The following is a 25174-nucleotide window of genomic DNA, read 5'->3' as shown; positions in this document are numbered from 1 at the left end:
GATGGACATGAAGACCCTCTATCTCGTCGTCGCGCTCGCGCCGCTCGTCGCGTCCGCCGTCGTCGGCTTCTGGGGCCGCCGGCTGGGCCGCGGCGTGTCGCACTGGCTGTGCATCCTCGGCGTGGCGCTCTCCACCGCCGGCTCCTTCGTCGTGCTGCGGGACGTGCTCTCGGGGCATCTCTTCAACGGCGACGTCTACACCTGGGTCGCGTCGGGCGACCTCCGGTTCACGATCGGCTTCCTGATCGACCCGCTCACCGCCACGATGATGGTGGTGGTGAGCTTCGTGTCGCTGATGGTCCACGTCTACACGATCGGCTACATGGCCGAGGATCCGGGCTACACGCGCTTCTTCAGCTACATCTCGCTCTTCACGTTCTCGATGCTCATGCTGGTCATGAGCAACAACTTCCTGCAGCTCTTCTTCGGCTGGGAGGCGGTCGGCCTGGTCTCGTATCTGCTGATCGGCTTCTGGTACGAGCGGCCGAGCGCGATCTACGCGAACCTGAAGGCATTCCTCGCCAACCGGGTCGGCGACTTCGGCTTCCTGATCGGCATCGGGCTCGTCCTCGCCGCGACCGGCTCGCTCGACTACGCGAAGGTGTTCGCGATGGCGCCGGAGATCGGCGGCGCGACGATCGACCTGGGCGGCGGCGTCGTCTGGTCGCTCGCGAGCCTCATCTGCATCTGTCTCTTCGTCGGCGCGATGGGCAAGAGCGCGCAGGTGCCGCTGCACGTCTGGCTGCCCGACTCGATGGAAGGCCCGACGCCGATCTCCGCGCTGATCCACGCGGCGACGATGGTGACGGCCGGCATCTTCATGGTCGCGCGCATGAGCCCGCTGTTCGAGCAGTCGGCCACGGCGCTCTCGGTCGTGACGGTCGTCGGCGCGACGACGGCGCTGTTCATGGCGTTCCTCGGGATCGTCCAGAACGACATCAAGCGCGTGGTCGCGTACTCGACGCTGTCGCAACTGGGTTACATGACGGTCGCGCTGGGCGTCTCGGCGTACTCGGCGGCGATCTTCCACCTGATGACGCACGCGTTCTTCAAGGCGCTGCTGTTCCTCGGGGCGGGCTCGGTGATCATCGCGATGCACCACGAGCAGGACCTGCGGCGGATGGGCGGCCTGCGCAGGTACATGCCGGTCACCTGGATCACGGCCGTCGTCGGGTCGCTGGCGCTCGCCGGCATTCCGCCGTTCGCCGGTTTCTTCTCGAAGGACGCGATCATCGAGGCCGTGCACCTGTCGAAGATCCCGGGCCAGGGCTACGCGTACTTCGCGGTGATGGCGGGCGTGTTCATCACGGCGTTCTATTCGTTCCGGATGCTGTTCCTCGCGTTCCACGGCGAGCCGCGCTGGACCAAACCGGCCGCGCAGCACGACGCCGACCCGGAGCACGGACACGACGCGTCGCACGACGCGGGCAGCGAACCCGACGCGCACCACGGCGTCGACGCCGACCATCCGCCGAAGGAGAGCCCGTGGGTCGTCACCGTGCCGCTCGTCCTGCTGGCGATCCCGTCGGTGTTCGCCGGGTGGGCGTACATCGAGCCGATGCTCTTCGGCGGCTGGTTCGGCCCGTCGATCCTGGTCGCCCCCGGACGTGACGTGCTGATGGAACTCGCGCGCGACTGGCACGGGGTCGTCGGCTTCATGATGCACGGCGTGACCGCCGCGCCGTTCTGGCTCGCGCTCGCCGGCATCGCCGCCGCCTGGTACTGCTACCTCGTCAATCCGGCGCTGCCCGAGCGGCTCAAGGCGTTGGCGGGCCCGGTCTACACGCTGCTCGACAACAAGTACTACTTCGACCGCTTCAACGACTGGTTCTTCGCCGGCGGCTTCCGCCGCATCGGCCGCCTGTTCTCCGAGGTGGGCGACCGCAGCGTCATCGACGGATTCTTCGTGAACGGCACGGCGAAACTGATCGGCCTCGCCTCCGCGCTCGTGCGCCACGTCCAGTCCGGCTATGTCTACCACTACGCGTTCACGATGATCGTCGGCCTGTTCGGGCTCCTCGTCTGGTGGGGTCGCCCCTGATGCTGCCCTACCTGTCGCTCGCGATCTGGGTCCCGATCGTCGCGGGACTCGCGGTGCTCGTGCTGCACCGCGACTCCGACGCCCCGAAGGCGCGCTGGGTCGCCCTCGCCGGCGCCGTCGCCGGCTTCGCGGTCACGCTGCCGCTCTACGGGCTGTTCGACACGACGACCTCGGCGCTGCAATTCGTCGAGCGGACCGAGTGGATCCCGCGCTTCGACGCCTGGTACTTCCTCGGCGTCGACGGCATCTCGGTTCTGTTCATCCTGCTGAACAGCTTCATGACGCTGGTCGTCGTCTGGGCGGGCTGGGAGGTGATCCAGACGCGCGTGGCGCAGTACATGGCCGCGTTCCTGATCATGTCCGGGCTCATCAACGGCGCGTTCGCCGCGATGGACGGCGTGCTGTTCTACGTGTTCTTCGAGGCGATGCTGATCCCGATGTACCTGATCATCGGTGTCTGGGGCGGCCCGAGGCGCGTGTACGCGGCGATCAAGTTCTTCCTCTACACGCTGCTGGGCTCGCTCCTGATGCTGGTGGCGCTGGTCTACCTGTACAACGTCACCGAGAGCTTCGCGCTCGCCGACTGGTACCGGGTACCGCTCTCGATGCCGGTCCAGGTCGCGCTGTTCTTCGCCTTCTTCCTCGCGTTCTCGGTCAAGGTCCCGATGTGGCCGGTGCACACCTGGCTGCCCGACGCCCACGTCGAGGCGCCGACCGGCGGCTCGGTGATCCTCGCCGCGATCACGCTCAAGATCGGCGGCTACGGCTTCATCCGCTTCATCCTGCCGATCGTCCCTGATGCCGCGCACTTGCTCTCCGGCTTCATGATCGCGCTGTCGCTCGTCGCGGTGATCTACATCGGCTTCGTCGCGATCGTCCAGGCCGACATGAAGAAGCTGATCGCGTACTCGTCGATCTCGCACATGGGCTTCGTGACGCTCGGCTTCTTCCTGTTCAGTGCGCTCGGCGTCGAGGGCGCGCTGGTGCAGATGGTCTCGCACGGCTTTGTCTCGGCCGCGATGTTCCTGTGCGTCGGCGTCCTGTACGACCGCATGCACAGCCGCCAGATCGCCGACTACGGCGGCGTGGTCAACACGATGCCGCTGTTCGCCGGTTTCTGGGTGTTCTTCGCGATGGCCAACTCGGGCCTGCCGGGCACGTCCGGGTTCGTCGGCGAGTTCCTGGTGATCCTCGCCGCGATCCGCGAGAACGTCTGGATCGGGTCCGCCGCCGCGGTCACGCTGATCCTCGGCGCCGCCTACACGCTGTGGATGGTGAAGCGCGTGGTCTTCGGCGCGGTGGCCAATCCGCAGGTCGCCGCGCTCACCGACCTGTCGCGCCGCGAATTCTGGCTGCTCGCCCTGGTCGCGGCCGCGGTGCTGTTGATGGGCGTGTGGCCCGCGCCCTTCGTCGACGTGATGCACGTCACCGTCACCGATCTCCTCGCGCACGTCGCGAAGTCCAAACTCTGAGCCCCGCGATGATGCCCCATCTCGCCGCCGTCCTGCCCGAGATCGTCATCCTCGTGGCGGCCTGCGTGATCCTGATCGTCGACCTGTTCGTGCCGGAGGAGCGGCGCGCGATCAGCTACCGGCTCACCCAGGCGGCGCTGCTCCTCGGGATCGTCGTCGTGGTGGTGACCGCGCGCATCGACCCGGTGCGCGTCTTCGGCGGCCTGGTCGTCGACGACATGCTCTCCGACGTCCTCAAGCTCTTCGCCCTGATCGCGGTGGCGCTGACGCTCGCCTATTCCCGCGGCTACCTCGCCGCGCGCGGGCTCTACCGCGGCGAGATGTTCGTGCTGGCGCTGTTCGCGCTGCTCGGCATGATGGTGATGATGTCGGCGGCGAGCCTCGTGACCCTCTACCTCGGCCTCGAACTGATGTCGCTCGCGCTGTACGCGCTGGTCGCGCTGCGCCGCGACGCCGCGGCGCCTTCCGAGGCGGCGATCAAGTACTTCGTGCTGGGCGCGCTCGCCTCGGGCGTGCTGCTGTACGGGTTCTCGATGGTCTACGGCGCCACCGGGTCGCTCGACCTCGACCGGATCGCGCTGGCGACGCTCGGCGCGCAGGGCGACCGCACGCTCCTGGTATTCGGGCTCGTCTTCGTCGTGTCGGGCATCGCGTTCAAGCTGGGCGTCGTCCCCTACCACATGTGGGTGCCCGACGTGTACCACGGAGCGCCGACACCGGTGACGCTCCTGATCGGCACGGCGCCGAAGCTCGCCGCGTTCGCGTTCACGCTGCGCCTGCTCGCGGGGGCGTTGAAAGGGCTCGAGTTCGACTGGCAGGGGATGCTGATCGTGCTGTCGCTCCTGTCGATGGTGTTCGGGAACCTCGTCGCCATCGCGCAGGTGAACCTGAAGCGGATGCTCGCCTACTCGACCATCGCGCACATGGGCTACATGCTGCTGGGGTTCCTCGCGGCGGATCTCAACGGGTTCTCCGCGGCGATGTTCTACGCGGTCACCTACGTGCTGATGACCCTCGTCGCGTTCGGCATGATCCTGCTCCTGTCGCGCGAGTCGTTCGAGGCGGACCTGCTCGACGACTTCAAGGGACTCAACCGGCGCTCGCCCTGGTGGGCGTTCATGATGCTGCTCGCGATGTTCTCGCTCGCCGGCATCCCGCCGACGCTGGGCTTCTACGCCAAGTTCGCCGTCATCGAGGCCGCGGTCAACCAGGGCTTCGTCGCTCTCGCGGTCGCCGCGGTGCTGACCTCGGTGGTCGGGGCGTTCTACTACCTGCGCGTCGTCAAGCTCATGTACTTCGACGAACCCGCGGAATCCGCCCCGATCGTCGCGCCGGGCGGCACGCGGGTGCTCCTGTCGGCGAACGGCCTGCTGCTCCTCGTGCTCGGCATCGTCCCGCAGATCCTGATGGGACTCTGCACGTTGGCGATCACGCAGGCGCATTTCTGAATTCGCACCGGCGGTCGACGCGATCGATGAACGCTCCCGGAAATCCGCAGGCCGTCGTCCCGCCGCTGTCGCGCCGCGCCGAATCGCTCGGCACCGAGAACGCCTTCGTCGTGCTGGCGGAGGTCAACGCGCTCGTGCGGGCCGGCGCGGACGTCGTCTCGTTCTGCATCGGCCAGCCGGACTTCCCGACGCCGCCGCGCGTCCAGGACGCGGCCATCGCGGCGATCCGTTCCGGCCGGCACGGCTACACGCCGTCGGCCGGCATCGACGAACTGCGTGCGGCTGCCGCGCACGACATGGGCGCGCGGCGCGGGCTCGCGATCGCGGCCGAGGACGTCGTCGTCGGCGCCGGCGCGAAGCCGTTCATCGCCTACACGATCGCCTCGACGACCGACTACGGCGCCGGCGACGAGGTGATCTACCCGGTGCCGGGGTTCCCGATCTACGAGTCGCAGATTCTCGCGAACGGCGCGGTGCCGGTGCCGATCTTCCTGCGCGAGTCGCGCGACTTCGCGTTCGATCCGGCGGAGTTCGAGGCGGCGATCACGCCGAAGACCCGGCTCGTCATCCTGAACACGCCGCACAACCCGACCGGGGGCCTGCTGCGCACCGCGGACCTCGACGCGATCGCCGCGATCCTCGAGCGCCATCCGCGCGTGTGGATCTACGCCGACGAAATCTACTCGCGGCTCGCCTACGACGGCCGCTTCGAGTCGATCGCGACCCGGCCCGGCCTCCTCGAGCGCACGGTGATCAGCGACGGTGCGTCGAAGACCTGGGCGATGACCGGCTGGCGCATCGGGTACTGCGCGAACCGCGCGCTCGCGCCGGTGTTCACGCGCTGGATCACCAACACCGACTCCTGCGCGTCGCAGATCTCGCAGTGGGCGGCGGTCGAGGCGATCACCGGTCCGCAGGACGAGGCCGAGGCGATGCGCGCGAGTTTCCTCGCGCGGCGCGACCTGATCGTCGGCCTGCTGAACGCGGTGCCCGGAGTCTCCTGCCGCTCGCCGGGCGGCGCCTTCTACGCGTGGCCCAACGTCACGGAAGCCTGCCGCATGACCGGGTGCGCGGATTCCGAGGCCTTCCGCAAGCGCCTGCTGCACGAAGCAGGCGTCGCGGTGCTCGCCGACATCCATTTCGGCCGCCGGGTCCCCGGCGACGGCCAGCACATCCGCTTCTCCTACGCGGCGTCGAACGAGGCGATCGTCGAAGGCGTTCGCCGCATCGACGCGTTCGTCCGCAGACACGCCCGCGCCTGAACGACGCCGCGGCGACGCGCGCGACACCGGCTCGCTGTCGGGGCCCGCGAGCGGCGCGGCCGTGTGCATCGTCCGTTCGGCCGAATTGACGCTCGCCGCCCCGCGGCCTAGCGTGGCATCCGACCGGCGCGGCATTCCGACCTGCGCCGGAAGGAGCGTACGCGATGACTGCCGCAGCGATCGACCCTTCGGTGCCGCCGATGCCGTTCGTCGTCGCGGCGTGGCTCGGCTTCTCGCACGAGCGCATCGTGCAGGGCCTGCAACGCGGCACGATCGCGGCGCCGCCAGGTGCGCCACCCGGCTGGCTACCCGCCCGGGAGGGCGCGGCTCCGGCCGATGACGTGGTCCCGGCGTCGGACCCGGCGCCCGAGCCCCTCGATGCGGTACCGTCGACCGACAGCGGTACGGACGAGCCGCCTGCCGACGCTGAGCCCGGCGAGCCCGCTCCCGCCGACCTCCGGTCGAGCCACCGCGAACTCGTGCGCGCCATCGATCCCTCGGTGGACGACGCGCTGTTCGAGGCGCTGTGGCAATCCTCCGGCGGCGACGACGCGACGCGCGGGACCACGGTGCGCGACTGGCTGTGGCGGACGATCGGCGTCACGCCGTCGGCGGAGGACGGCGTCGATGCGCTCTCGCTCGCGATCGACGCGCGCGGCACGCGCGGCACGCTCGTGTCGCTCGCCGAGGAGGGCAGCGCCGTGCTGGCGAACCGGGCGCGGAGCGATCCTGCGCTGCTGCGTGCGCTGGCATCGCTCGACGCGTTCGCGTTCGTGGATGTCGAAGGCGGCGCTCAACCTGCCATCGCCCGCTTCGATCCGATGAACGGCGATGCGATTCTGAGCGACGCCTGGGTCGACGACCGCGCGAAGTTCCTCGCCTGGCGCAGCGCGCTCGGCGCGGAGCCCGGTGCGGCGGCAGCGGCGCCCGGTGCGTGGCGCTTCGTCGACCGGACGCAGGGCGAGGGCGCGACCGTGACGATCGGAAGCACGCCGGGCGAATCGAACCAGGTGGTGTTCGCCCGCGACGACGGCGACGCGGTGGCCGGCGGCGCGGCCGTCGATCGTCTGCATGGCGGCGCCGGCGACGACATGCTCGACGGCGCGGCGGGCGATGACCTCGTCGAAGGCGCGGGCGGCGACGACACGCTGTCCGGGAGCAACGGCGACGATGCGCTCGACGGCGGAGGGGGCGACGACCGCCTCACCGGCGGGCAGGGCGCCGACCACCTCGCAGGCGGCTCGGGGCACGACACCTACGTGTTCGCGCGCGGCGAGGGCGTCGACGTCGTCGACGATACCGATGGCATCGGGGCGATCGTCCTCGACGGCATCACGCTCGACGGCGGCGAGACCGATGTCGAGTACGCGACCGAGAGCGACGGCGCGGGGGGCACGACGCTCGTCGTGGCGACCGGGGCGGAGGCAGCAGGCGGCGGCGCGATACGGGTGCGCGACTGGCGGGACGGCGACCTCGGTATCCATCTCGCGGCAGCCGCCGGCGCCGGCGAGTCCGGTCCCACGCCGGCGTTGCCGGTCGGCGGCATCGAGCCCGATCTCGAGCCGGCTCCGTCCGGTCCCTTGCCGGTGCTCAAGCCTCGCGTGACCCACGAGCCGGAGACCATGAACTTCGTCCGCGAGCCCGGCAACGAGTCCGGGATGGGTTGGACGGGTCCCGACGCCGCCATGCCCCTCGGGCACGCGCCCGCTTGCGGCACGCAAGCCGATGGGGGCTCGGGACCGGTGCGCTCGATCGACGTCGCGCGCGCGCTCGGCAGCGGACCCGCGTACGCGGCACCTTGCGCGATCGCATCGCCTCCCGCGTTCGATCCCGACGCGTTGACCGCGGCGGATGTCGCCGACGCGCTCGCGGGCCACGCCGGCGACCACGATGACGCCGAGGCCGCATCGTTGCCGACGCGCCTGCCGTGGTGGATGGCGCACGACGCGCCGCGCGGCATCGAACCGCCCGACGCCCCATCGCACCGCGGAGGCTGAACCCCCGCGCGCCCGACGACCCACCGAGACCTCGCCGGCCGATGTTCGCGTTCACCGCCTCGGAGCGCGCCGTTCCCGAAGATGGCGCGTTCGCTCCGGGTTGGGAGCGTCTGGAGAACACGCGGATGGCCCCCCGGCGCCGGCGCGTGCTGCATCTGCTGCTCTGCTTCGGCGCAACGGCGCTCGCCTGGGCCCTGCTGGGGAAGCTCGACGTCGTGGTCGTGGCCGAAGGCCGCCTCGTGCCCCGGACGCAGACGAAGATCGTCCAGCCCGCCGACGCGGGCGTGGTGCGCGAAGTCCTGGTGGCCGAAGGCGCGAGCGTGGTCGAGGGCGAGACGCTCATCCGCCTCGACGGCACGCTGGCCTCGTCGGAGACGCGCGCGCTGCGGGCCGAATTCGTGCGGCGCGACCTCCAGCGTCGCCGCATCGACGCGGAACTCGCCGGGACGCCCCCCCGGCAACATTCGGACGACGACGAGGAGGCGTTCCGGTCCGCATTGGCGCAGTTTCGCGCGAACCGGCAGGCGCACACCGATGCGCTCGGGCAGGAGTCCGCCGCGATCGTGCGCCTGGAGCAGGACCTGGCCGCCGCCCGGGCCACCGAGCGCAAGCTCGAACGCGTGGTGCCGATCGTGCGCTCCGCCGCGGAGCGCTACGCGGAGTTGCGGCGCGAGGGCTTCGCGAGCGAACTCGCCGCGCTCGAGCGCGAACGCGAGGCGATCGAGAAGGCGGCGGAACTCGAGGCCCAGCGTCACGTCGTCACGGGGCTCGAATCGGCTGGCGTCCAGGCTCGCACGCGCCGCGACCAGATCGCATCGGGGTATCGCGCTCAACTGCTGGCCGAACGGGCGACGGCGGACGCGGAGATCGCGCGCGTGGGCGAGGCGCTCGCCCGCGCGCTCCACCGAGCCGAGGGCGTCGAGATCCGTGCACCGTACGCCGGTACGGTGAAGGACGTCGCCGCGCGTGGCGCGGGCGCGGTGGTCGCCGCGGGCACGCCGCTCGTCACGCTCGTTCCGGCCGGCGAGGAGCTGGTCGCGGAGGTGCTCGTCCGTCACGAAGACGCGGGTTTCGTGCATCCGGGACGGGAGGCGCGCGTGAAACTCGTCACCTATCCGTTCCAGAAGTACGGCACGATCGACGGGCAGGTGATCCACGTCGCGCCCGACGCCACCGAGCCGTCCGCCGACGTGCCCGCGGCCTCCGGCTACCGGGTGCGCGTCGCATTGGCCGCGCAGGCGCTGCGCGCGGGCGATGCGCCGTTCGAACTCGCATCCGGCATGCTCGTGTCCGCCGAGATCCTGCTGGGCGAGCGCCGCGTCGTCGAATATCTGCTCTCGCCGCTGCGCCGGGCCTGGGGCGAGGCCGGTCGCGAACGGTAGGCGACCGATGCGAACCACGGTGGGCGTTCGCGCCGTTCCGCGGACCTGACGGCATGCGCGACGAGCCATTCTCCGCGTCCGCCTCGATCGCGCCCGCCGACGTGCAATGGGCGATCGGGAGCCTCTGCAACCTGCACCGGCGCGCGTTCGACGCGACCGCGTACGTCGCGCGCACGCCGCCGCCGCACTCGCTCGTCACGCTGGTCGAGGGCCTGCGGGAAGCGGGCTTCGACGTCCGCGTGGTCGAAGCGGGAGTCGCCGCGCTCGCCCGCGCGCCGATGCCCTGCGTGGCGATGCTTCGCGCGCCGCATCCGGAGGACGCCGGCGGCGGAACGCAGGTGATCGCGCAGGTGCGCCCGTCGCTCGTCGTCTCGGTTTCGGTCGATCGCGTCGTCTGGTTCGCCGCGGGATCGCGCGCGCCGAACGAGGCACCCGCCGCAGTGTTCGCCGCGCAGGCCACCGGGACGGCCGTGCTGGTCCGGTTGCCGGACGACGCCGAAGTCGGGGAGGCCGCGGCGGCGCCGTCCGGGCGGTTCGGCTTCCGGACCGTGTTCGCGGAACTCGCGCGCCACCGCGACGCCGTGCGCGACGTCCTCGCGGCCTCGCTCGCGCTGCATCTCGCCGGGCTCGCGCTGCCGCTCGCGAGCCAGGTCATCATCGACAAGGTGATCGTCAACCGCGCGACGAGCACGCTCGCGGTGGTCGCTGCCGCGCTCGCGCTCCTCATCGCGTTCTCCGCGGCGATCGGCTGGCTGAGGCAGACCGTGGTCGTGCATGCCGGGACACGGGTCGATGCGGTGCTCGGCTCGCGGGTGTACGCGCACCTGCTGCGGATTCCGCTGGGCTTCTTCGAGCGGAGGCCGGTCGGCGTGCTCGTGGCCCGGCTGAACGGCGTCGAGACGGTGCGCGAGTTCCTCGCCGGCGCCGCGATCACCGTCGTGCTCGACCTGCCGTTCGCGCTGGTGTTCATCGTCGTGATGACGTTCTACAGCGCGCCGCTCACGCTCGTCGCGCTCGGTTGCATCGGCGCCCTCGCAGCGCTGTCGCTGGCGGTGGCGCCGTCGCTGGAGCGGCGGCTGAACGAGGAGTTCATGACCGGCGCGCGCGCGCAGGCGCTCGCCACCGAGTCGCTCGTCGGGATCGAGACCGTCAAGGCGCTGGAGCTCGAAGCCTCGTTCACGCGACGCTACGACGACGCGCTCGGGGCGTGGCTGCGCGCCGGGTTCGCGACGCGCCAGCTCGCGAACGGCTATCAGTCCGCGGCCGGCGCGCTCGAGCAGGCGATGACGGCGGCGATCCTGTGCGCGGGGGCGTGGCTCGTGATGCGCGGCAGCGAATTCACGATCGGCATGCTGGTCGCGTTCCAGATGTTCGCCTCGCGCGTCTCGCAGCCGGTCCTGCGGCTCGCGGGGCTCTGGCAGCAGTTCCAGCAGGCGGCGATCGCGGTGCGCCGCCTCGCCGACGTGATGGACGTGCCGGCCGAGCCGCGGTCGGGGGTGCGCGCCGACGCGGCGGGCGCCGCGCGCCTGACCTTCGAGCGCGTCGGCTTCCGGCACGGCGAAGGCGGCTGGCTGCTGCACGGGCTCGATCTGGACGTCGCGCCCGGCGAGTGCGTGGTGATCACCGGGCCGTCCGGATGCGGGAAGAGCACGCTGTGTCGACTCGCCGCCGGGTTCGCGTTCCCGGCCGAAGGCGCCGTGCGCCTCGACGGCCGCGATACGCGCGCGCTCGCCTGCGACACGCTGCGCGCGGCGCTCGGCATCGTGCCGCAGGACACCGTGCTGTTCGCGGGGAGCGTGCTCGACAATCTCGTGCTGTCGCGCCCGCACGCGTCGGCGGAGGAGGTCGAACGCGCCTGCCGTCGCGCCGGAGTGCACGACGCCATCGCGGCGCTGCCCGACGGCTACCGTACGCGGCTGGGCGAGCGCGGCATCGGGCTCTCCGGCGGGCAGAAGCAGCGGCTCGCGCTGGCGCGCGCGCTCCTCAAGTCACCGCGCCTGCTGCTGCTCGACGAGCCGCTGAGTCAGCTCGATGCGGCGTCCGCCGCCGAGGTCGGAGCTTCGATCAGCGCGCTCAAGGGGGCGACGACGATCGTCGTCGTGAGCCACGTCGTGCCGCCGACGCTGTTGGCGGACCGTGTCGTTCGCATGGCATCGTGCGCGACCCGCCCCGATCGTCGCGTCATCGCTCCGGGATGAGGTGCGACAGGTGAGAGCCGATCGTCGGGGCCACGCGCCGTTGCGGTTCACGCGGCAGCACGCCGGCCGTCGCGACGCGAAAGAGCGAAGGCGCGCGGCCCTCGCGGCCCGGTCAGTCGCCCAGTTCGCGAACGATGGCTTCGATCTTCGACGGATCGGCGAGGAACGCGTCGACGCAGCGCGGATCGAAGTGGCGGCCGCGCTGCGCCTTCAGGTACTCGACGCCCTCGGCGATCGGCCAGGCGTGTTTGTACGGCCGCTCGGAGATGAGCGCGTCGAACACGTCGGCCGCCGCGACGATGCGCGCGACCAGCGGAATGTCCTCGCCGTGCAGGCCGTTCGGGTAGCCCGAGCCGTCGAACTTCTCGTGGTGGCCGAGCGCGATGATCGCGCCCATCGACAGGTACTTCGACGGGCTGCCCTTCAGGATGTCGTAGCCGATGCGCGGGTGCCTGCGCATCGTCTCGTCCTCCTCTTTCGAGAGCGGCCCGTTCTTGAGCAGGATGGCGTCGGGAATGCCGATCTTGCCGATGTCGTGCATCGGCGCCGCCACCTCGAGCACGTGCGCGGTCTCGGCGCCCAGTCCGAGGTTGGTGCCGATCAGCGCCGAGTAGCGCGCCATCCGCATCAGATGATTGCCGGTCGTGCGGTCGCGGAACTCGCCGGCCTTGGCGAGCTTCGCGAGCGTCTCCAGTTCGCGCTCGTGGATCTCGGACACCGACCGGTCCACCTGGTACTGCAGCACGCGCGCCTGGTCGGACAGCACGATCTTGTGGCGGCGGAGTTCGAGCAGGTTGGCGCAGCGCGCGCGCGTCTCGTGCTCGTCGAGCGGCTTGATCAGGAAGTCGGTGGCGCCGGCCTCGAGCGCGTTGTAGCGGATCTTGCGATCGTCGACGACCGTGATCACGACGATCGGGACGTCGACGCAATGCGGCAGCGCGCGAAGCTGCTTCACGAGTTCGATGCCGTCGAACTCGGGCAGCTTGTAGTCGGTGAGCACGATATCGACGCGGTTGTTGCGCGCGTATTCCAGCGCGCGCGACGGCGTGTCGAAGAGTTCGAGGTTGAGCTTGCCGTCGATCTGGCGGACGATTTCCGCCAGGAGCAGGCGGCTCGAGAACAGGTCGTCGACGATCAGGACGGTGTTGCGCTGGGCCCGCGCGAACGCGAGTTCCGAGACCGTTCCGGGCGTGGGGGCCGTGCGCAGCGGGGTCGGAGGCGTCATGGCTCGTACCCTCCCTGGGAGGGGCGCGGACAGCCGATCAAGCAAGAGTCGCACCCGGCGGTGGCGCCGGGCGGCGCGATCCTGAGGAGGGAGCCGGGGGTTCGGCGGACGTCGACCCGGGACCGCCACCGGACGGGTCTGCCGCGAGGCGCCGGACGAGTGGGCCGCGCGGAGCCCGGATCCGGTCGACGCCCGGAGGAATTCGAGTGGTCGGGGCGAGAAGATTCGAACTTCCGACCCCCTGCACCCCATGCAGGTGCGCTACCAGGCTGCGCTACGCCCCGACCGAAACCGCCGATTATACCGTTCCGGAAGGAGTGGCCGGACATTCGCTCAGCGCCGATGGGGATCCAGCAATTGGCGGATCTCCAGCAGCTCCTGCCGCAGCGCGGCAGTACCCCCCGTCCCGGATGCGGCGCCGGACGGCGCACGGGCGGGTACCGACGTGGTGGACGGCGTCGGGCGCGCCGCCGCGGCGCGCGCCTCGTCGCCTTCGTGCTCGAGGCGGTGCCGCGCGCCGTTGATCGTGAAGCCCTGCTCGTAGAGGAGGTCGCGGATGCGGCGGATCAGCAGCACTTCGTGATGCTGGTAGTAGCGGCGATTGCCGCGGCGCTTCACCGGCTTCAGCTGCGCGAACTCCTGCTCCCAGTAGCGGAGCACGTGCGGCTTCACCGCACACAGATCGGAGACCTCGCCGATCGTGAAGTACCGCTTCGCCGGAATCGGCGGAAGGTCGGGTCTAGTCCGGCCGGGATCCGACATGATCGGCGCCGTCCACCATGGCCTTGAGTTTCTGGCTGGCGTGGAACGTCACGACGCGTCGCGCCGTGATCGGGATCTCCTCGCCGGTCTTGGGGTTGCGTCCGGGGCGCTGCGGCTTCTCGCGCAACTGGAAGTTGCCGAAGCCCGAGAGTTTCACGCTCTCGCCCGCCTCGAGCGCGATGCGCACCTCCTCGAAGAAGCGCTCGACCATGTCCTTCGCCTCGCGCTTGTTGAGGCCCAGTTGCTCGAACAGCAGGTCGGCCAATTCGGCCTTGGTGAGCGTCATCGCGAATCCACGTGGCGAAGCGTCGCGCCGAACTCGCGGTAGGCAGCGTCCGACAGCGCCTCCACCGCTCCCTCGATCTCGGCGTCGGTCAAAGTACGTGCAGTATCCTGCATAAGCACCAGAATCGCAACGCTTTTCCGGCCGGCTGGCAGGCCGGTGCCGCGATAGAGGTCGAACGGGCGGACCGCGACGACGAACGGTGGGCCCGAGCGAGCGAGCGTGGCGACCAGGTCGGCGACCGGGACCGCCTCGTCCACGACGAGCGCCAGGTCGCGCCGGACCATCGGCTGGCGGGAGACCGGCTTGCCCAGCGGCACCGGTCGGGCGAGGAGGGTCTCGAGCGCCAGTTCGAACACGACCGCTGGCGACGTCAATTCGAGGTGCCGGACGAGCCTCGGGTGAAGTTCGCCCAGCCAGCCGGCGGGCTTGCCGTCGACGGCGACGGCGGCCGAGCGTCCGGGGTGGAGCGCCGGATGCGGCGCGGCGGTCGTCGAGACCGGGAACGGTGCGGCGAGCGCCTCCAGGTCCGCTTTCACGTCGTGCAGGTCGACCCGACGCGTCGGCGTCCCCCACTGCTCCGGCAACGCGCTTCCCCACGCGAGGCCGCCGAACCGGAGCGGCTGGCCGAGCCCCTGCGCGTCGCGCCGGAACACGCGGCCCAGTTCGAACACGCGCACCCGCGGCTCGCGCCGGCTCGCGTTGGTCCGCAGCACGTCGATGAGGCCGGGAAGGAGCGAGGTGCGCATCACGTCGAGGTGCGCGGCGATCGGATTCTTCACCGGGATCGCCGCTGAGTCGGGGTCGAGTGCGCGTTCGATCCCGGAGGACACGAAGCCGAAGGTCACGACCTCGTGCCAGTCGCGCGCGGCGAGCGCGCGCCGCAGCGCGAACGTCGAGCGCGCCGACTCGGAGCGCGCGGGCATGTGCTGCACGTGTGCGCCGGGGGTCGCGGGAATGGCGTCGTAGCCGCGCACGCGCGCGACCTCCTCGACGTAGTCCTCCTCGATCGCGAGATCGAAGCGCCAGGACGGCGGCGTGACCTCGAAATCCTCGCCGTGCCGGCGCACCGCGATCCCGAGGCGGTCGAAGACGCCCGCCGACTCGTCGGGCGGGACCGCGACGCCGAGCAGCCTGGCGATGCGCGCGCTGCGCACGCGGATCGTGGGGCGCGGCGGCAGTTCCGCGAGCGTGTCGGTCGCCGGACCCGCGCGTCCGCCGCAGGTCGCGAGGATGAGCGCGGTCGCGCGCTCGATCGCCGCGGGGCCGAGCGCGGGATCGACGCCGCGCTCGAACCGGTGGCCCGCGTCGCTCTGGAACCCGAGCCGTCGCATCTTTCCCTGGATGACCGCCGGGTTCCAGTACGCGGCTTCGAGGTAGACGGTGGACGTGTCGGCGGCGATGCCCGAGTGTTCGCCGCCCATGATGCCCGCGAGGCCCAGCGGCTTTCGCTCGTCGCCGACGATGAGGAGATCGGGTTCGAGCTTCAGCACGTCGCCGTTCAGCAGCACGAGTTCCTCGCCGGGGCGCGCGAAGCGCACGACGAGCGCACCCTCGAGGTGGCGTGCGTCGTAGGCGTGCATCGGCTGTCCGAGTTCGAGCATCACGTAGTTGGTGATGTCCACTACCGCGCTGATCGACCGGATGCCGGCGCGTTCGAGTCGCTGGCGCATCCACGCGGGAGCGAGGCGGGACGCGTCGATGCCCTCGATCGTGCGGCCGCCGAAGCGCGGGCACGCGACCGGCTCCTCGATGCGCACTGCGCGCTGCTCGCGCAGCGCCGGCGCTACCGCGGCGGTGTCGGGGACCACGAGGCTCGCGCCGGTGATCGCCGCCACGTCGCGCGCGACGCCCAGCATCGACAGGCAGTCGGCGCGGTTCGGCGTGAGCTTGAGCGTGTGGATCGTGTCGTCGAGCGCGAGCGCCTCGCGCAGGTTCGTGCCGGGCACGAGCGCGCCGTCGAGCGCGAGGAGCCCGCTCGCGTCGTCGGCGAGGCCGAGTTCCTTCGCCGAGCAGAGCATCCCCCGCGACTCGACGCCGCGCATCGTCGCGCGCCGGATCACCAGTCCGCCGGGGAGCTTCGCGCCTTCGAGCGCGCAGGGCACCGTCATGCCCTCCGCCGCGTTGGGCGCGCCGCACACGATCGACAGGGGCTCGCGTTCGCCCGCGTCCACCGAGCACACGCGCAGCCGGTCTGCGTTCGGGTGCGGCGCCACCGACACGATCCGCGCGACGACGACGCGCTCGAACGGCGGAGCGGCGGGCTCGCTCGACTCGACTTCGAGGCCCGACATCGTCAGGCGCTCGGCGAGCCCCGCCGAGTCGAGCGGCGGATCGACGAAGGTGCGGAGCCAGGCTTCGGAGATTCTCATGACCGTCTCACGCGAACTGGCGCAGGAACGCCAGGTCGTTCTCGTAGAACAGGCGCAGGTCGTCCACGCCGTAGCGCAGCATCGCGAGGCGGTCGGGGCCCATGCCGAAGGCGAATCCCTGCCACGTTTCCGGATCGACGCCGACCGCGCGCAGCACGTTCGGATGCACCTGGCCCGCCCCCGCGATCTCGAGCCAGCCGTCGCCGAAGCTCATGTCGATCTCGACCGAAGGCTCGGTGAACGGGAAGAACGACGGGCGGAACCGGACCGCGAGGTCGTCGCGTTCGAAGAAGCGCCGCAGGAACTGGGCGATCGTGCCCTTGAGGTCGGCGAAGGTCACGTCGCGGTCGATCCACAGGCCCTCGACCTGGTGGAACATCGGCGAGTGCGTGGCGTCGCTGTCGACGCGGTAGACGCGGCCGGGCGCGATGATCCGGATCGGCGGCGCATGAGTCTCCATCCAGCGCACCTGGATCGGCGAGGTGTGCGTGCGCAGGAGCAGCCCGCCGTCGACGTAGAACGTGTCGTGCATCGAGCGCGCCGGGTGGTTCTCCGGCGTGTTGAGCGCGGTGAAGTTGTGGAAGTCGTCCTCGATCTCCGGGCCGTCGGCGACCTCGAAGCCGAGCGTGGCGAACAGCGCCTCGACGCGTTCGAGCGTCAGCGTCAGCGGGTGCAGCGTGCCCGACCCCGCGCCGCGGCCCGGAAGCGAGACGTCGACCGCCTCGCTCGCGAGCGCGGAGGCGAGCTTCGCGTCGGCGAGCGCCTCGCGGCGCGCGGCGAGCGCGGCTTCGATCCGCGACTTCGCCTCGTTGATGCGCGCGCCCGCCGACTTGCGCTCGTCGGGCGAGAGCGCGCCGAGCGACTTGAGTTCGGCGGTGAGGAGCCCGGCCTTGCCGAGGTAGCGCGCCTTCGCGTTCTCGAGCGCGGCCGAGTCGGCCGCGGCGGAGAAGGCGGCGAGGGCGCCGGAGACGAGCGTATCGAGGTCGGTCATGGCGAACCGGGGAGTGCGATCGATGGCGAAAAAAAGGGAGGCTCGCTCGCCTCCCTCCTGTCCCGATGGGCCGTGGTTTCCGGAGCCTGCTGCGCAAGCCCCGGGTGGGCGGCGCCCCCGGGGCGGCCCGTCGGGCGCCGAAGGTCAGGCCCGCGAGGCTTTGGCCTGTTCGGCGATCTTCGTGAACGCCGGCATGTCGTGGACCGCGAGGTCCGCGAGCACCTTGCGATCGATCTCGATGCCGCCTTTCCGCAAGCCGTCCATGAACACGCTGTAGCTCATGCCGAGTTCGCGCACGGCCGCGTTGATCCGCGCGATCCACAGCGCGCGGAACTCGCGCTTGCGGGTGCGACGGTCGCGGTACTGGTATTGGCCCGCCTTCATCACCGCCTGCTTGGCGATCTTGAAGACGTTGTTGCGGCGGCCGCGGTATCCCTTGGCCTGCGCGATCACCTTCTTGTGGCGAGCGCGCGCGGTGACTCCACGTTTGACGCGAGGCATCGTCGGCTCCCGTTATGCGTAGGGCATCATCGCGCGCACCGACGCCACGTTGGTGCCGTGGACCTCGGCGGAACCGCGAAGCTGCCGCTTGCTCTTGGTGGACTTCTTGGTGAGGATGTGGCGCTTGAACGCCTGCGAGCGCTTCACCGAACCGCTCCCGCGCACGCGGAAGCGCTTCTTCGCGCCCGACTTGGTCTTCATCTTCGGCATGATGCCGTCCCTTATTTGCCGCCCACGGGGGTGCTCTCCGGCTTCGCGGCCGGGGAGGCTTTCGCGGCCTTCGCCGCACCCGCCTCGGGCTTGTTGGGGTGATTGGCTGCGGGTGCGGCCTTCTGCACCTGCGTCTTCTTCGGAGCCAGCAGCATCACCATCTGCCGGCCCTCGAGCTTCGGAAACTGCTCGACCTGCGACACCGGCTCGAGGTCGTTCCGGATCTTCTCCAGGAGGCGCACCCCGAATTCCTGGTGCGCCATCTCGCGCCCCCGGAAGCGCATCGTCACCTTGGCCTTGTCGCCTTCGGAGAGGAAGCGCGTCAGGTTGCGCAGCTTGATCTTGTAGTCGCCTTCGTCGGTTCCCGGCCGGAATTTCACTTCCTTGACCTGGATCTGCTTCAGCTTGAGCTTGGCCTCGTGCGCGCGCTTGCTCTCGCGGTACTTGAATTTCCCGTAGTCCATGATGCGGACGACGGGCGGTTCGGCCAGCGGTGCGATCTCGACCAGATCGACTTCCGACGCTTCCGCTTTCGCGAGCGCGTCGGCGATGCTGACGATGCCGAGCTGCTCGCCTTCGAGTCCGACGAGCCGCACCTGCGGTGCGGTGATCTCGCGATTGATGCGCTGATGCTTGCTGTCCAGTGTCAATGCTCCGTAGCGAGGAAAAAAACGACCGTGCCCCGTCCGCAGGCGATGGGCGCGAACGCGCTCATCGCCGCGCGGCCACCTCCGATTGGAGGCGCGCGACCAAGGCCTCGAGCGGCATCGCGCCCAGGTCTTCGCCGCCGCGGGAACGCACGGCCACCGTCTTCGCCTCCTGCTCCTTGTCGCCGACGATCAGCTGCCAGGGAAGCTTCTGGAGGCTATGTTCCCGTATTTTATAGGTTATTTTCTCGTTCCGCAAATCGGCCCGGACCCGCAGGCCGGCCTCCTTCAACTTGGCCTCGACCTCCCGGGCATAGCCGTCCTGGCGGTCGGTGATCGTCAGGATCACCGCCTGGACCGGGGCGAGCCAGGTCGGGAAGGCCCCGGCGTGGTGCTCGACGAGGATCCCGATGAACCGCTCGAGCGAACCGACGATCGCCCGGTGCAGCATGACCGGCACCTTGCGGGTGTTGTCCTCGGCCACGTACTCGGCACCGAGGCGCCCGGGGAGCTGGAAATCCACCTGCATCGTGCCGAGCTGCCACGAGCGGCCGAGCGAGTCCTTCAGGTGGTATTCGATCTTCGGGCCGTAGAACGCCCCTTCGCCCGGGAGCTCGATCCATTCGACGCCGCTCGCGCGGAGCGCCGAGCGCAGGATCGCCTCCGCCCGATCCCACTGCTCGTCGGTACCGATCCGCGGCTCGGGCCGCAGTGCCAGCTTGACCGCCACGTCCTCGAAGCCGAACGCCCGGTAGACGTCGAGCGCCTGCCGGTGGAACGCGACGCATTCGTCCTCGACCTGCGACTCCATGCAGAAGATGTGGCCGTCGTCCTGGGTGAACGCGCGCACGCGCATGATCCCGTGCAGCGCGCCCGAAGGCTCGTTGCGGTGGCAGGCGCCGAACTCGCCGTAGCGGAGCGGCAGATCCTTGTAGCTCCGCAGTCCCGAGTTGAAGATCTGGATGTGCCCCGGGCAGTTCATCGGCTTGATCGCGAAGTCGCGCTTCTCCGACTGCGTCGTGAACATGTTGGCCGTGTAGTTGCCCCAGTGCCCCGAGCGCTCCCACAGCGTGCGGTCCATGATCTGCGGCGTGCGCACCTCGAGGTAGCCGCTTTCCCGGTAGACGCGGCGCATGGTCTGCTCGACCTCCTGCCAGATCGTCCAGCCGTTGGGATGCCAGAACACCATCCCCGGCGCGTCGTCCTGCTGGTGGAAGAGATCGAGTTGGCGGCCGAGCTTGCGGTGGTCGCGCTTTTCCGCCTCCTCGATGCGCTTCAGGTAGGCGTCGAGGTCCTCCTTCTTCGCCCACGCGGTGCCGTAGACGCGCTGGAGCATCTCGTTCTTCGAGTCGCCGCGCCAGTACGCGCCCGCGAGCTTGGTCAACTTGAAGACCTTGAGCTTGCCGGTCGACGGCACGTGCGGGCCGCGGCACAGGTCGATGAAACCTCCCTCGCGGTAGAGCGAGATCGGCTCGTCGGACGGAATCGACGCGATGATCTCGGCCTTGTAGTGTTCGCCCATCCCTTCGAAGAACTTCACCGCCTCGTCGCGCGGCAAGAGCGAGCGGACGACCGGCTCGTCCTTCTTCGCGAGTTCGGCCATGCGCTTCTCGATCGCCGCGAGATCCTCGGGCGTGAACGGCCGCTCGAAGCTGAAATCGTAGTAGAAGCCGTCCTCGATCACCGGTCCTATGGTGACCTGCGCCTTCGGGAACAACTCCTTCACCGCGTAGGCGAGGAGGTGTGCGGTCGAGTGCCGCAGGATCTCGAGTCCCTCGGGATCCTTGTCGGTGACGATCGCCACCGTGGCGTCGCGGTCGACGACGTGCGAGGCGTCGACCACCTTTCCGTCCACCTTGCCGGCGAGCGCGGCCTTGGCGAGGCCGGGGCCGATCGAGGCGGCGATCTGGGCTACGGAGACGGGGGCGTCGAAGTGCTTGACGGCGCCGTCGGGCAATCGGATGTCGGGCATGGCGTGTGGGTTCCTGGAAGCGAAAAAACGCGGTCGAGCCGCGTTCTGTCGTGCTTCGCAGGCGCCTGCCTGCTCCAGTGCGGGCTCGTCTTGCTCTACCTCGGGAGCGAACGCGTTCGCGGTGTCATAACCGGGGCCCTTTCGTGCCGGAAACGGGGTCAGATTCGATCTTTCGGGCGCGTACCGAGCAGCGCGTCCCGTTGGCGAAAAGTCGAGTCTGACCCTGCTTTTCGGGACCGAAGCCGCCATTGTACTCCGGGTGGACGCGGCCGGTCCGCGCCCGGTGCCGGGGATTCAGGCGCCGGTCGTGCCAGCGCCACCGCCCGCCGCGAGGAACTGGACGCCGGCATCCGCCCCGTGGAGCGCGCACGCGCGTTCGATCGCGGCGAGCGCGTCGTCGAGGAACGCCGGGTCGAGGCCGAGCGAGGCCGCCTCGTCGCGCGCGAGCGTGGCGTCCTTGCGGAGCATCGCGAGCGTGAAGCTCACCGCGCCGCCCGGGTCGACCATCCGCGCGATGTACGAATCGAACAGGAAGCCCGACGCGGTGCCGGCACCGAGCGCGTCCTTCACGGCAGGGCCCTCGAAGCCGCCCGCCTTCGCCATCGACGCACCAGTGGCGAGCCCGAGCAGCGTGCCGGTCACGATGGCCTGGTTGACGAGCTTCATCCGGTACCCGGCGCCGGGTCCACCGCAGGGCACGATGCGCCGGCAGAACGACGCGAGCAGCGGACGCGCGCGGTCGAGCGCTGCGCCCTCGCCGCCGACGAACGCGGTGAGCGTCCCGGCAGACGCGCCTGCGACACCGCCGGTCACCGGCGCATCGACGACCAGCGCGCCGCTTCGCGCAAAGAGCGCGGCCGCATCCGCGGCGACCCGCGGCGAGGCGGTCGTCATCTCGATGTACAGCGCGCCGCGCCGCGCGTGCGGGAGCATGCGGCCGTGGAGTTCGCGCACGTCGTCGGGACCGCCGACGATCGTGGCGACGATGCCGCAAGTGCGCGCGAGGTCCTCGGGCGAAGCGGCGCGACGCGCGCCCGCGGCCACCAGCGGCGCGGTGGCGTCCTCGCGGCGTGACCACACGTGAAGCTCGTGGCCGGCCGCGAGCGCGCGCTCTGCCATCGGCAGGCCGATCCTGCCCAGGCCCACCCAGCCGACGGCCGCGGTCATCGTTGCCTTCCGCGAGCCGCCGGTACGTCGTCGGGGCGACGTCTACTGGATCTGGATGTTCGCCGCGCGCACCACGTTGCCCCACTTCGCCGTCTCCGCGGCCAGGTGCTCGGCGAGTTGCGTCGGCGTGCCGCCGAGCGTGGTCGCACCCATGTCGGCGAGGCGCTTCTTCACCGCCGGATCCTTGAGGATCTCGTTGACCGCGGCGTTCAGCTTGTCGACGATCGGCGCCGGCGTGCCCTTCGGCGCGAGCAGCGCGAACCAGGTCGACGACAGGAGCTTCGGCGCGCCCAGTTCGACCGTCGTCGGCACGTCGGGCAGCGCCGGCGAGCGCTTGTCGGCCATCACGGCGATCGGGCGCACCTTGCCGCCCTTGACCTGGCCGGCGATGCCGGGGATCAACTGGAACATGAGCTGGATGTCGCCCGCCATCAGGTTGGTCGTCGCGGTGCCCGGGGCGTTGTACGGCACGTGGACCATCTTCGCGCCGGTCTCGCGCATGAAGAGTTCGCCGGCGAGGTGCATCGAGCTGCCGTTGCCGGTCGAGCCGAAGTTGAGCTTGCCGGGGTTGGCCTTGGCGTAGGCGATGAACTCCGACAGGGTCTTCGCGGGCACGTCGTTGTTGACGACGAGGATGTTCGGCACGTCGGCGATCAGCACGATCGGCACGAAATCCTTCTGCGCGTTGTAGCTCAGGCCCTTGTAGAGGCTGGGATTGACCGCGAGCGTGCCGGCCCACGAGAACAGCAGCTTGTAGCCGTCGGGCGACTGCTGCGCCGCGTAGGCCGCGCCGATGTTGCCGTTGGCGCCGGGCTTGTTGTCGATGATGACGGAGGTCTTGAGGTGCTTGCCGAGTTCCTCGGCGATCACGCGCGCGATGGTGTCGCCGGTTCCGCCGCCGCCGGGCGCGGGGACGATGATCTGGACGGTCTTGCCGCCCGGCCAGTCCTGCGCGATGGCCGGCGCGGCGAAGGCGGTCGCGAGCGCGGCGGCGACCGCGATGCGGGTGATCCAGCGGATGATCTGCATGGCGTTCCTCGTGGCAGTGGGGCCGCGTGCGCGGCGGTCAGCGGGAAGCGGAGCCCGACGGCGCGCCCTCGCGCGCCGCGCGCACCGCGGCTTCGATGGCGGCGTCGGTCACCGAGATCGGCACGACGCAGCCGGGTCCGAGCATCAGGCGCTTGCCGCCGGTCTGCGCGATCGCGTCGCGGACTTCGCTCGCGACGCCGTGAAGATCCGAGCGCTGCAGCGCGCCGTACTCGTTCACGCCGCCGACGAGAACGCCGGGAAAGCGCGGACAGGCGCCGCGCAGATCGGGTTCGGCCGTGCGGTCGTGCCAGTTCAGCATCTCGACCGGGTAGGCGGCGAGCGTGTCGAACATGACGTCGTCGCCGTGCGCGTGCAGCATGTTGAGGCGCGCCTTGCCCTTCAGCGCCGCGAACACCTCGAGGTCGTAGGCCCGGCCGAAGCGGGCGAACTCGTCGGCGTTCAGGATGCGCCATGACGCCTGCTGCGTCGCGAAGAACACGCCGTGCGCGCCCGCGTCGAGCGCGTCGAGGGCGAAGCGGATCGTCACGTCGGTGATGACCCGCAGCGCCCGGTGGACGGCATCGGGCGAGCGGCGCAGGTCCGCGTAGAGACGGTCGGTCGAGAGTTTGCGGGCCGTGGTGATCGGCGAGAACACGGTCTGCAGGATCGGCACCGAGCCGCCGAGTTCGCGCGCGGCTGAGCGCAGCGCCTCGTTCTGCCGGCCGTAGCTGCCGCGCCGCACGTCGAGGTCGCGGATCGCCGCCCAGTCCTCGGTGCGCACGACCGCGGGCTTCACCACCGTGCGCGCACCGTTCGGCTGTTCCTTCCACACGCTGACCGCTCCGAAGTCCTCGACGCCGTAGGTGCCCGACGGCATGAATTTGACCAGGTCGAACCCCCAGCGTTTCTGCCATGCGAGCGTGTGCGCAGCGAGCTTGTCGGCATGCTGGTCGTCCTCCGGGAAATGGCGCCACAGCGCAATCGGCGGACGGTCGGTTGCCTCGCCTGCCAACGCGCGCTCGACGCGCCCCCAGTGATCGTTCGCCTGCATCGTCGTATCCCTTTCGTCCGTGCTGCCGGGCCCGCCCGCGGTGCCCGTCAGGATGGAAGTCTTGCATCGACTCGCCGCCCGGGCAAACGGGAACACCCGAATCCTCGATTCGCGCGGTGCGAACGCTCGGCGAGGTCCGTGCGGTGGGGTGGGGAGACCGGACCGGCTAAGGGGCCGGGCGCGAGGGCGGCGTGCCCGCATCGCTGCGTTGGCGCAGCGCCGCGAGGAGCGCCCTGGCCGGGTCGGTGATGCGCGCGCGATCGCGGGGGGAACACAGCGACAGCCGGCGCGGGGCCCAGCGCTCGTCCAAGGCGAGGACCGCGAGGGCGTCGGCATGGAGCGGACGGAGCACCGAGCGGGGCAGGACGGCGATCCCGGCGCCCGCACGCACCAGCGACAGCACCGCGGCGAATCCCGCGACCTGGATGCGGACGTCCATCGTCCGGCCGAGCGCGGCGGCGCGATCGACGAGGAAATGATGGATCGCCGACTCGCTCCACAGCGACACGAACGGGTGGACCAGGCAGTCGGCGAACCGTACCGAGGTGCCCGCGGCGAGCGGACTCCCCGCGGGGGCGACGACGACCAGTTCGTCGTGCCGGTAGGGCTCGAACGCGAGGTCCGGGTGCTCGTCGTCCCAGGTCACGACGCCGAGGTCGGCGCGGCCTTCGGCGACCGCGACGACGATGTCCTCGCTCACGTGTTCCTCCAGCGATACGCGCACGCCCGGGTGGGCGCCCAGATAGGCGCCGAGGTCGTCGGGCAGGAAGGAGGCGACCGCGCTCGAGTTGGCGAACAGGCGCACCTGCGAGGTCACGCCCTGGGCGTAGGGCGCGAGGTCGGCGTGCATCTGCTCGAGTTCGGCGAGGCAGCGCCGGCAGTGCTCGAGCATCGCACGACCGGCCGGGGTGAGCGACACGCCGCGCGCCTCGCGCCGGAACAGCGGCGTCCCGAGCGATTCCTCGAGCTGGCGGATGCGCAGGCTCGCCGACGACGGCGCGAGGTGGCAGCGCGCCGCGCCGCGCGAAACGTTGCCGGCGTCGGCGATCGCGACGACGAGCTTCAGGTCGACGAGGCTGTAGCGCAAGGATTCGTGCGCGGCGAAACCGGGATTCGGTCCTTCACGCTTGTCCGCCAGTATGCCCGATGCGAGACTTCGCCCCG

At 70.5% G+C, this 25174-nt stretch carries 20 protein-coding genes and 1 tRNA gene; 7 read left to right on the top strand and 14 right to left on the bottom strand.

The window, feature by feature from the left end:
- Window position 1: 1 nt before the first annotated feature.
- The 7 genes from nuoL to HS109_19670 all read left to right on the top strand — a co-directional run bounded on the left by nuoL (window position 2) and on the right by HS109_19670 (window position 11800).
- Window positions 2-2041 carry an NADH-quinone oxidoreductase subunit L gene (nuoL, locus tag HS109_19700; GenBank protein ID MBE7524572.1) on the top strand — a complete coding sequence of 680 codons (2040 nt, stop codon included), beginning with the start codon at window positions 2-4 and terminating at the stop codon, window positions 2039-2041.
- The gene (locus tag HS109_19695; GenBank protein ID MBE7524571.1) at window positions 2041-3513 is read left to right on the top strand and encodes an NADH-quinone oxidoreductase subunit M; all 1473 of its coding nucleotides are present in this window, start codon (window positions 2041-2043) and stop codon (window positions 3511-3513) included. The genes nuoL and HS109_19695 overlap by 1 nt, the downstream gene beginning before the upstream one ends.
- An 11-nt stretch (window positions 3514-3524) precedes the next feature.
- The gene (nuoN, locus tag HS109_19690; GenBank protein MBE7524570.1) at window positions 3525-4961 is read left to right on the top strand and encodes an NADH-quinone oxidoreductase subunit NuoN; all 1437 of its coding nucleotides are present in this window, start codon (window positions 3525-3527) and stop codon (window positions 4959-4961) included.
- A 26-nt stretch (window positions 4962-4987) separates the two neighbouring features.
- Entirely contained in the window at window positions 4988-6223 is a 1236-nt protein-coding gene (locus HS109_19685) for a pyridoxal phosphate-dependent aminotransferase (GenBank protein ID MBE7524569.1), read from the top strand.
- A gap of 164 nt (window positions 6224-6387) precedes the next feature.
- Window positions 6388-8220, top strand: a complete 1833-nt coding sequence (locus HS109_19680) for a hypothetical protein (GenBank protein MBE7524568.1) — start codon at window positions 6388-6390, stop codon at window positions 8218-8220.
- Between the two features lie 41 nt (window positions 8221-8261).
- Entirely contained in the window at window positions 8262-9602 is a 1341-nt protein-coding gene (locus HS109_19675) for an HlyD family type I secretion periplasmic adaptor subunit (GenBank protein MBE7524567.1), read from the top strand.
- Between the two features lie 53 nt (window positions 9603-9655).
- Window positions 9656-11800 carry a peptidase domain-containing ABC transporter gene (locus HS109_19670; GenBank protein ID MBE7524566.1) on the top strand — a complete coding sequence of 715 codons (2145 nt, stop codon included), beginning with the start codon at window positions 9656-9658 and terminating at the stop codon, window positions 11798-11800.
- Window positions 11801-11912: 112 nt separating this feature from the next.
- Here HS109_19670 and HS109_19665 read toward each other — a convergent pair whose 3' ends face one another.
- The 14 genes from HS109_19665 to HS109_19600 all read right to left on the bottom strand — a co-directional run bounded on the left by HS109_19665 (window position 11913) and on the right by HS109_19600 (window position 25097).
- Window positions 11913-13025 carry a response regulator gene (locus tag HS109_19665; GenBank protein MBE7524565.1) on the bottom strand — a complete coding sequence of 371 codons (1113 nt, stop codon included), beginning with the start codon at window positions 13023-13025 and terminating at the stop codon, window positions 11913-11915.
- Window positions 13026-13232: 207 nt separating this feature from the next.
- Window positions 13233-13309 (bottom strand) — tRNA-Pro (locus HS109_19660).
- A gap of 49 nt (window positions 13310-13358) precedes the next feature.
- A complete protein-coding gene (locus HS109_19655) occupies window positions 13359-13787 on the bottom strand; it encodes a MerR family transcriptional regulator (GenBank protein ID MBE7524564.1) in 429 nt (142 codons plus the stop codon).
- On the bottom strand, window positions 13765-14073 hold the full coding sequence (locus HS109_19650; protein MBE7524563.1) for an integration host factor subunit alpha: 309 nt from the start codon (window positions 14071-14073) through the stop codon (window positions 13765-13767). Before HS109_19650 ends, HS109_19655 begins: the two co-directional genes overlap by 23 nt.
- Window positions 14070-16442, bottom strand: coding sequence for a phenylalanine--tRNA ligase subunit beta (locus tag HS109_19645; protein MBE7524562.1), 2373 nt, complete (start codon window positions 16440-16442; stop codon window positions 14070-14072). The genes HS109_19650 and HS109_19645 overlap by 4 nt, the downstream gene beginning before the upstream one ends.
- A 7-nt stretch (window positions 16443-16449) precedes the next feature.
- Window positions 16450-17433: a phenylalanine--tRNA ligase subunit alpha gene (gene pheS, locus HS109_19640; protein MBE7524561.1), complete on the bottom strand. Its 984-nt coding sequence runs from the start codon at window positions 17431-17433 to the stop codon at window positions 16450-16452.
- A 144-nt stretch (window positions 17434-17577) separates the two neighbouring features.
- Entirely contained in the window at window positions 17578-17934 is a 357-nt protein-coding gene (gene rplT, locus HS109_19635; protein MBE7524560.1) for a 50S ribosomal protein L20, read from the bottom strand.
- 12 nt (window positions 17935-17946) lie between these two features.
- Window positions 17947-18144: a 50S ribosomal protein L35 gene (rpmI, locus tag HS109_19630; GenBank protein MBE7524559.1), complete on the bottom strand. Its 198-nt coding sequence runs from the start codon at window positions 18142-18144 to the stop codon at window positions 17947-17949.
- Window positions 18145-18155: 11 nt separating this feature from the next.
- A complete protein-coding gene (infC, locus tag HS109_19625) occupies window positions 18156-18794 on the bottom strand; it encodes a translation initiation factor IF-3 (protein ID MBE7524558.1) in 639 nt (212 codons plus the stop codon).
- Between the two features lie 61 nt (window positions 18795-18855).
- Complete coding sequence (gene thrS / locus HS109_19620; GenBank protein MBE7524557.1) at window positions 18856-20763, bottom strand: threonine--tRNA ligase; 1908 nt, start codon at window positions 20761-20763, stop codon at window positions 18856-18858.
- A 294-nt stretch (window positions 20764-21057) separates the two neighbouring features.
- Window positions 21058-21930 carry an NAD(P)-dependent oxidoreductase gene (locus tag HS109_19615; protein ID MBE7524556.1) on the bottom strand — a complete coding sequence of 291 codons (873 nt, stop codon included), beginning with the start codon at window positions 21928-21930 and terminating at the stop codon, window positions 21058-21060.
- A gap of 42 nt (window positions 21931-21972) precedes the next feature.
- Window positions 21973-22959, bottom strand: a complete 987-nt coding sequence (locus HS109_19610; protein ID MBE7524555.1) for a tripartite tricarboxylate transporter substrate binding protein — start codon at window positions 22957-22959, stop codon at window positions 21973-21975.
- A gap of 37 nt (window positions 22960-22996) precedes the next feature.
- Window positions 22997-24010 (bottom strand): uroporphyrinogen decarboxylase, encoded by a 1014-nt coding sequence (locus tag HS109_19605; GenBank protein ID MBE7524554.1) that lies wholly within the window; start codon window positions 24008-24010, stop codon window positions 22997-22999.
- 166 nt (window positions 24011-24176) lie between these two features.
- The gene (locus HS109_19600) at window positions 24177-25097 is read right to left on the bottom strand and encodes a LysR family transcriptional regulator (GenBank protein ID MBE7524553.1); all 921 of its coding nucleotides are present in this window, start codon (window positions 25095-25097) and stop codon (window positions 24177-24179) included.
- Window positions 25098-25174: the final 77 nt, after the last annotated feature.

The organism is Burkholderiales bacterium, from assembly GCA_015075645.1.
GTDB lineage: Bacteria > Pseudomonadota > Gammaproteobacteria > Burkholderiales > Casimicrobiaceae > VBCG01.
This window is presented reverse-complemented; position numbering and strand designations above follow the sequence as displayed.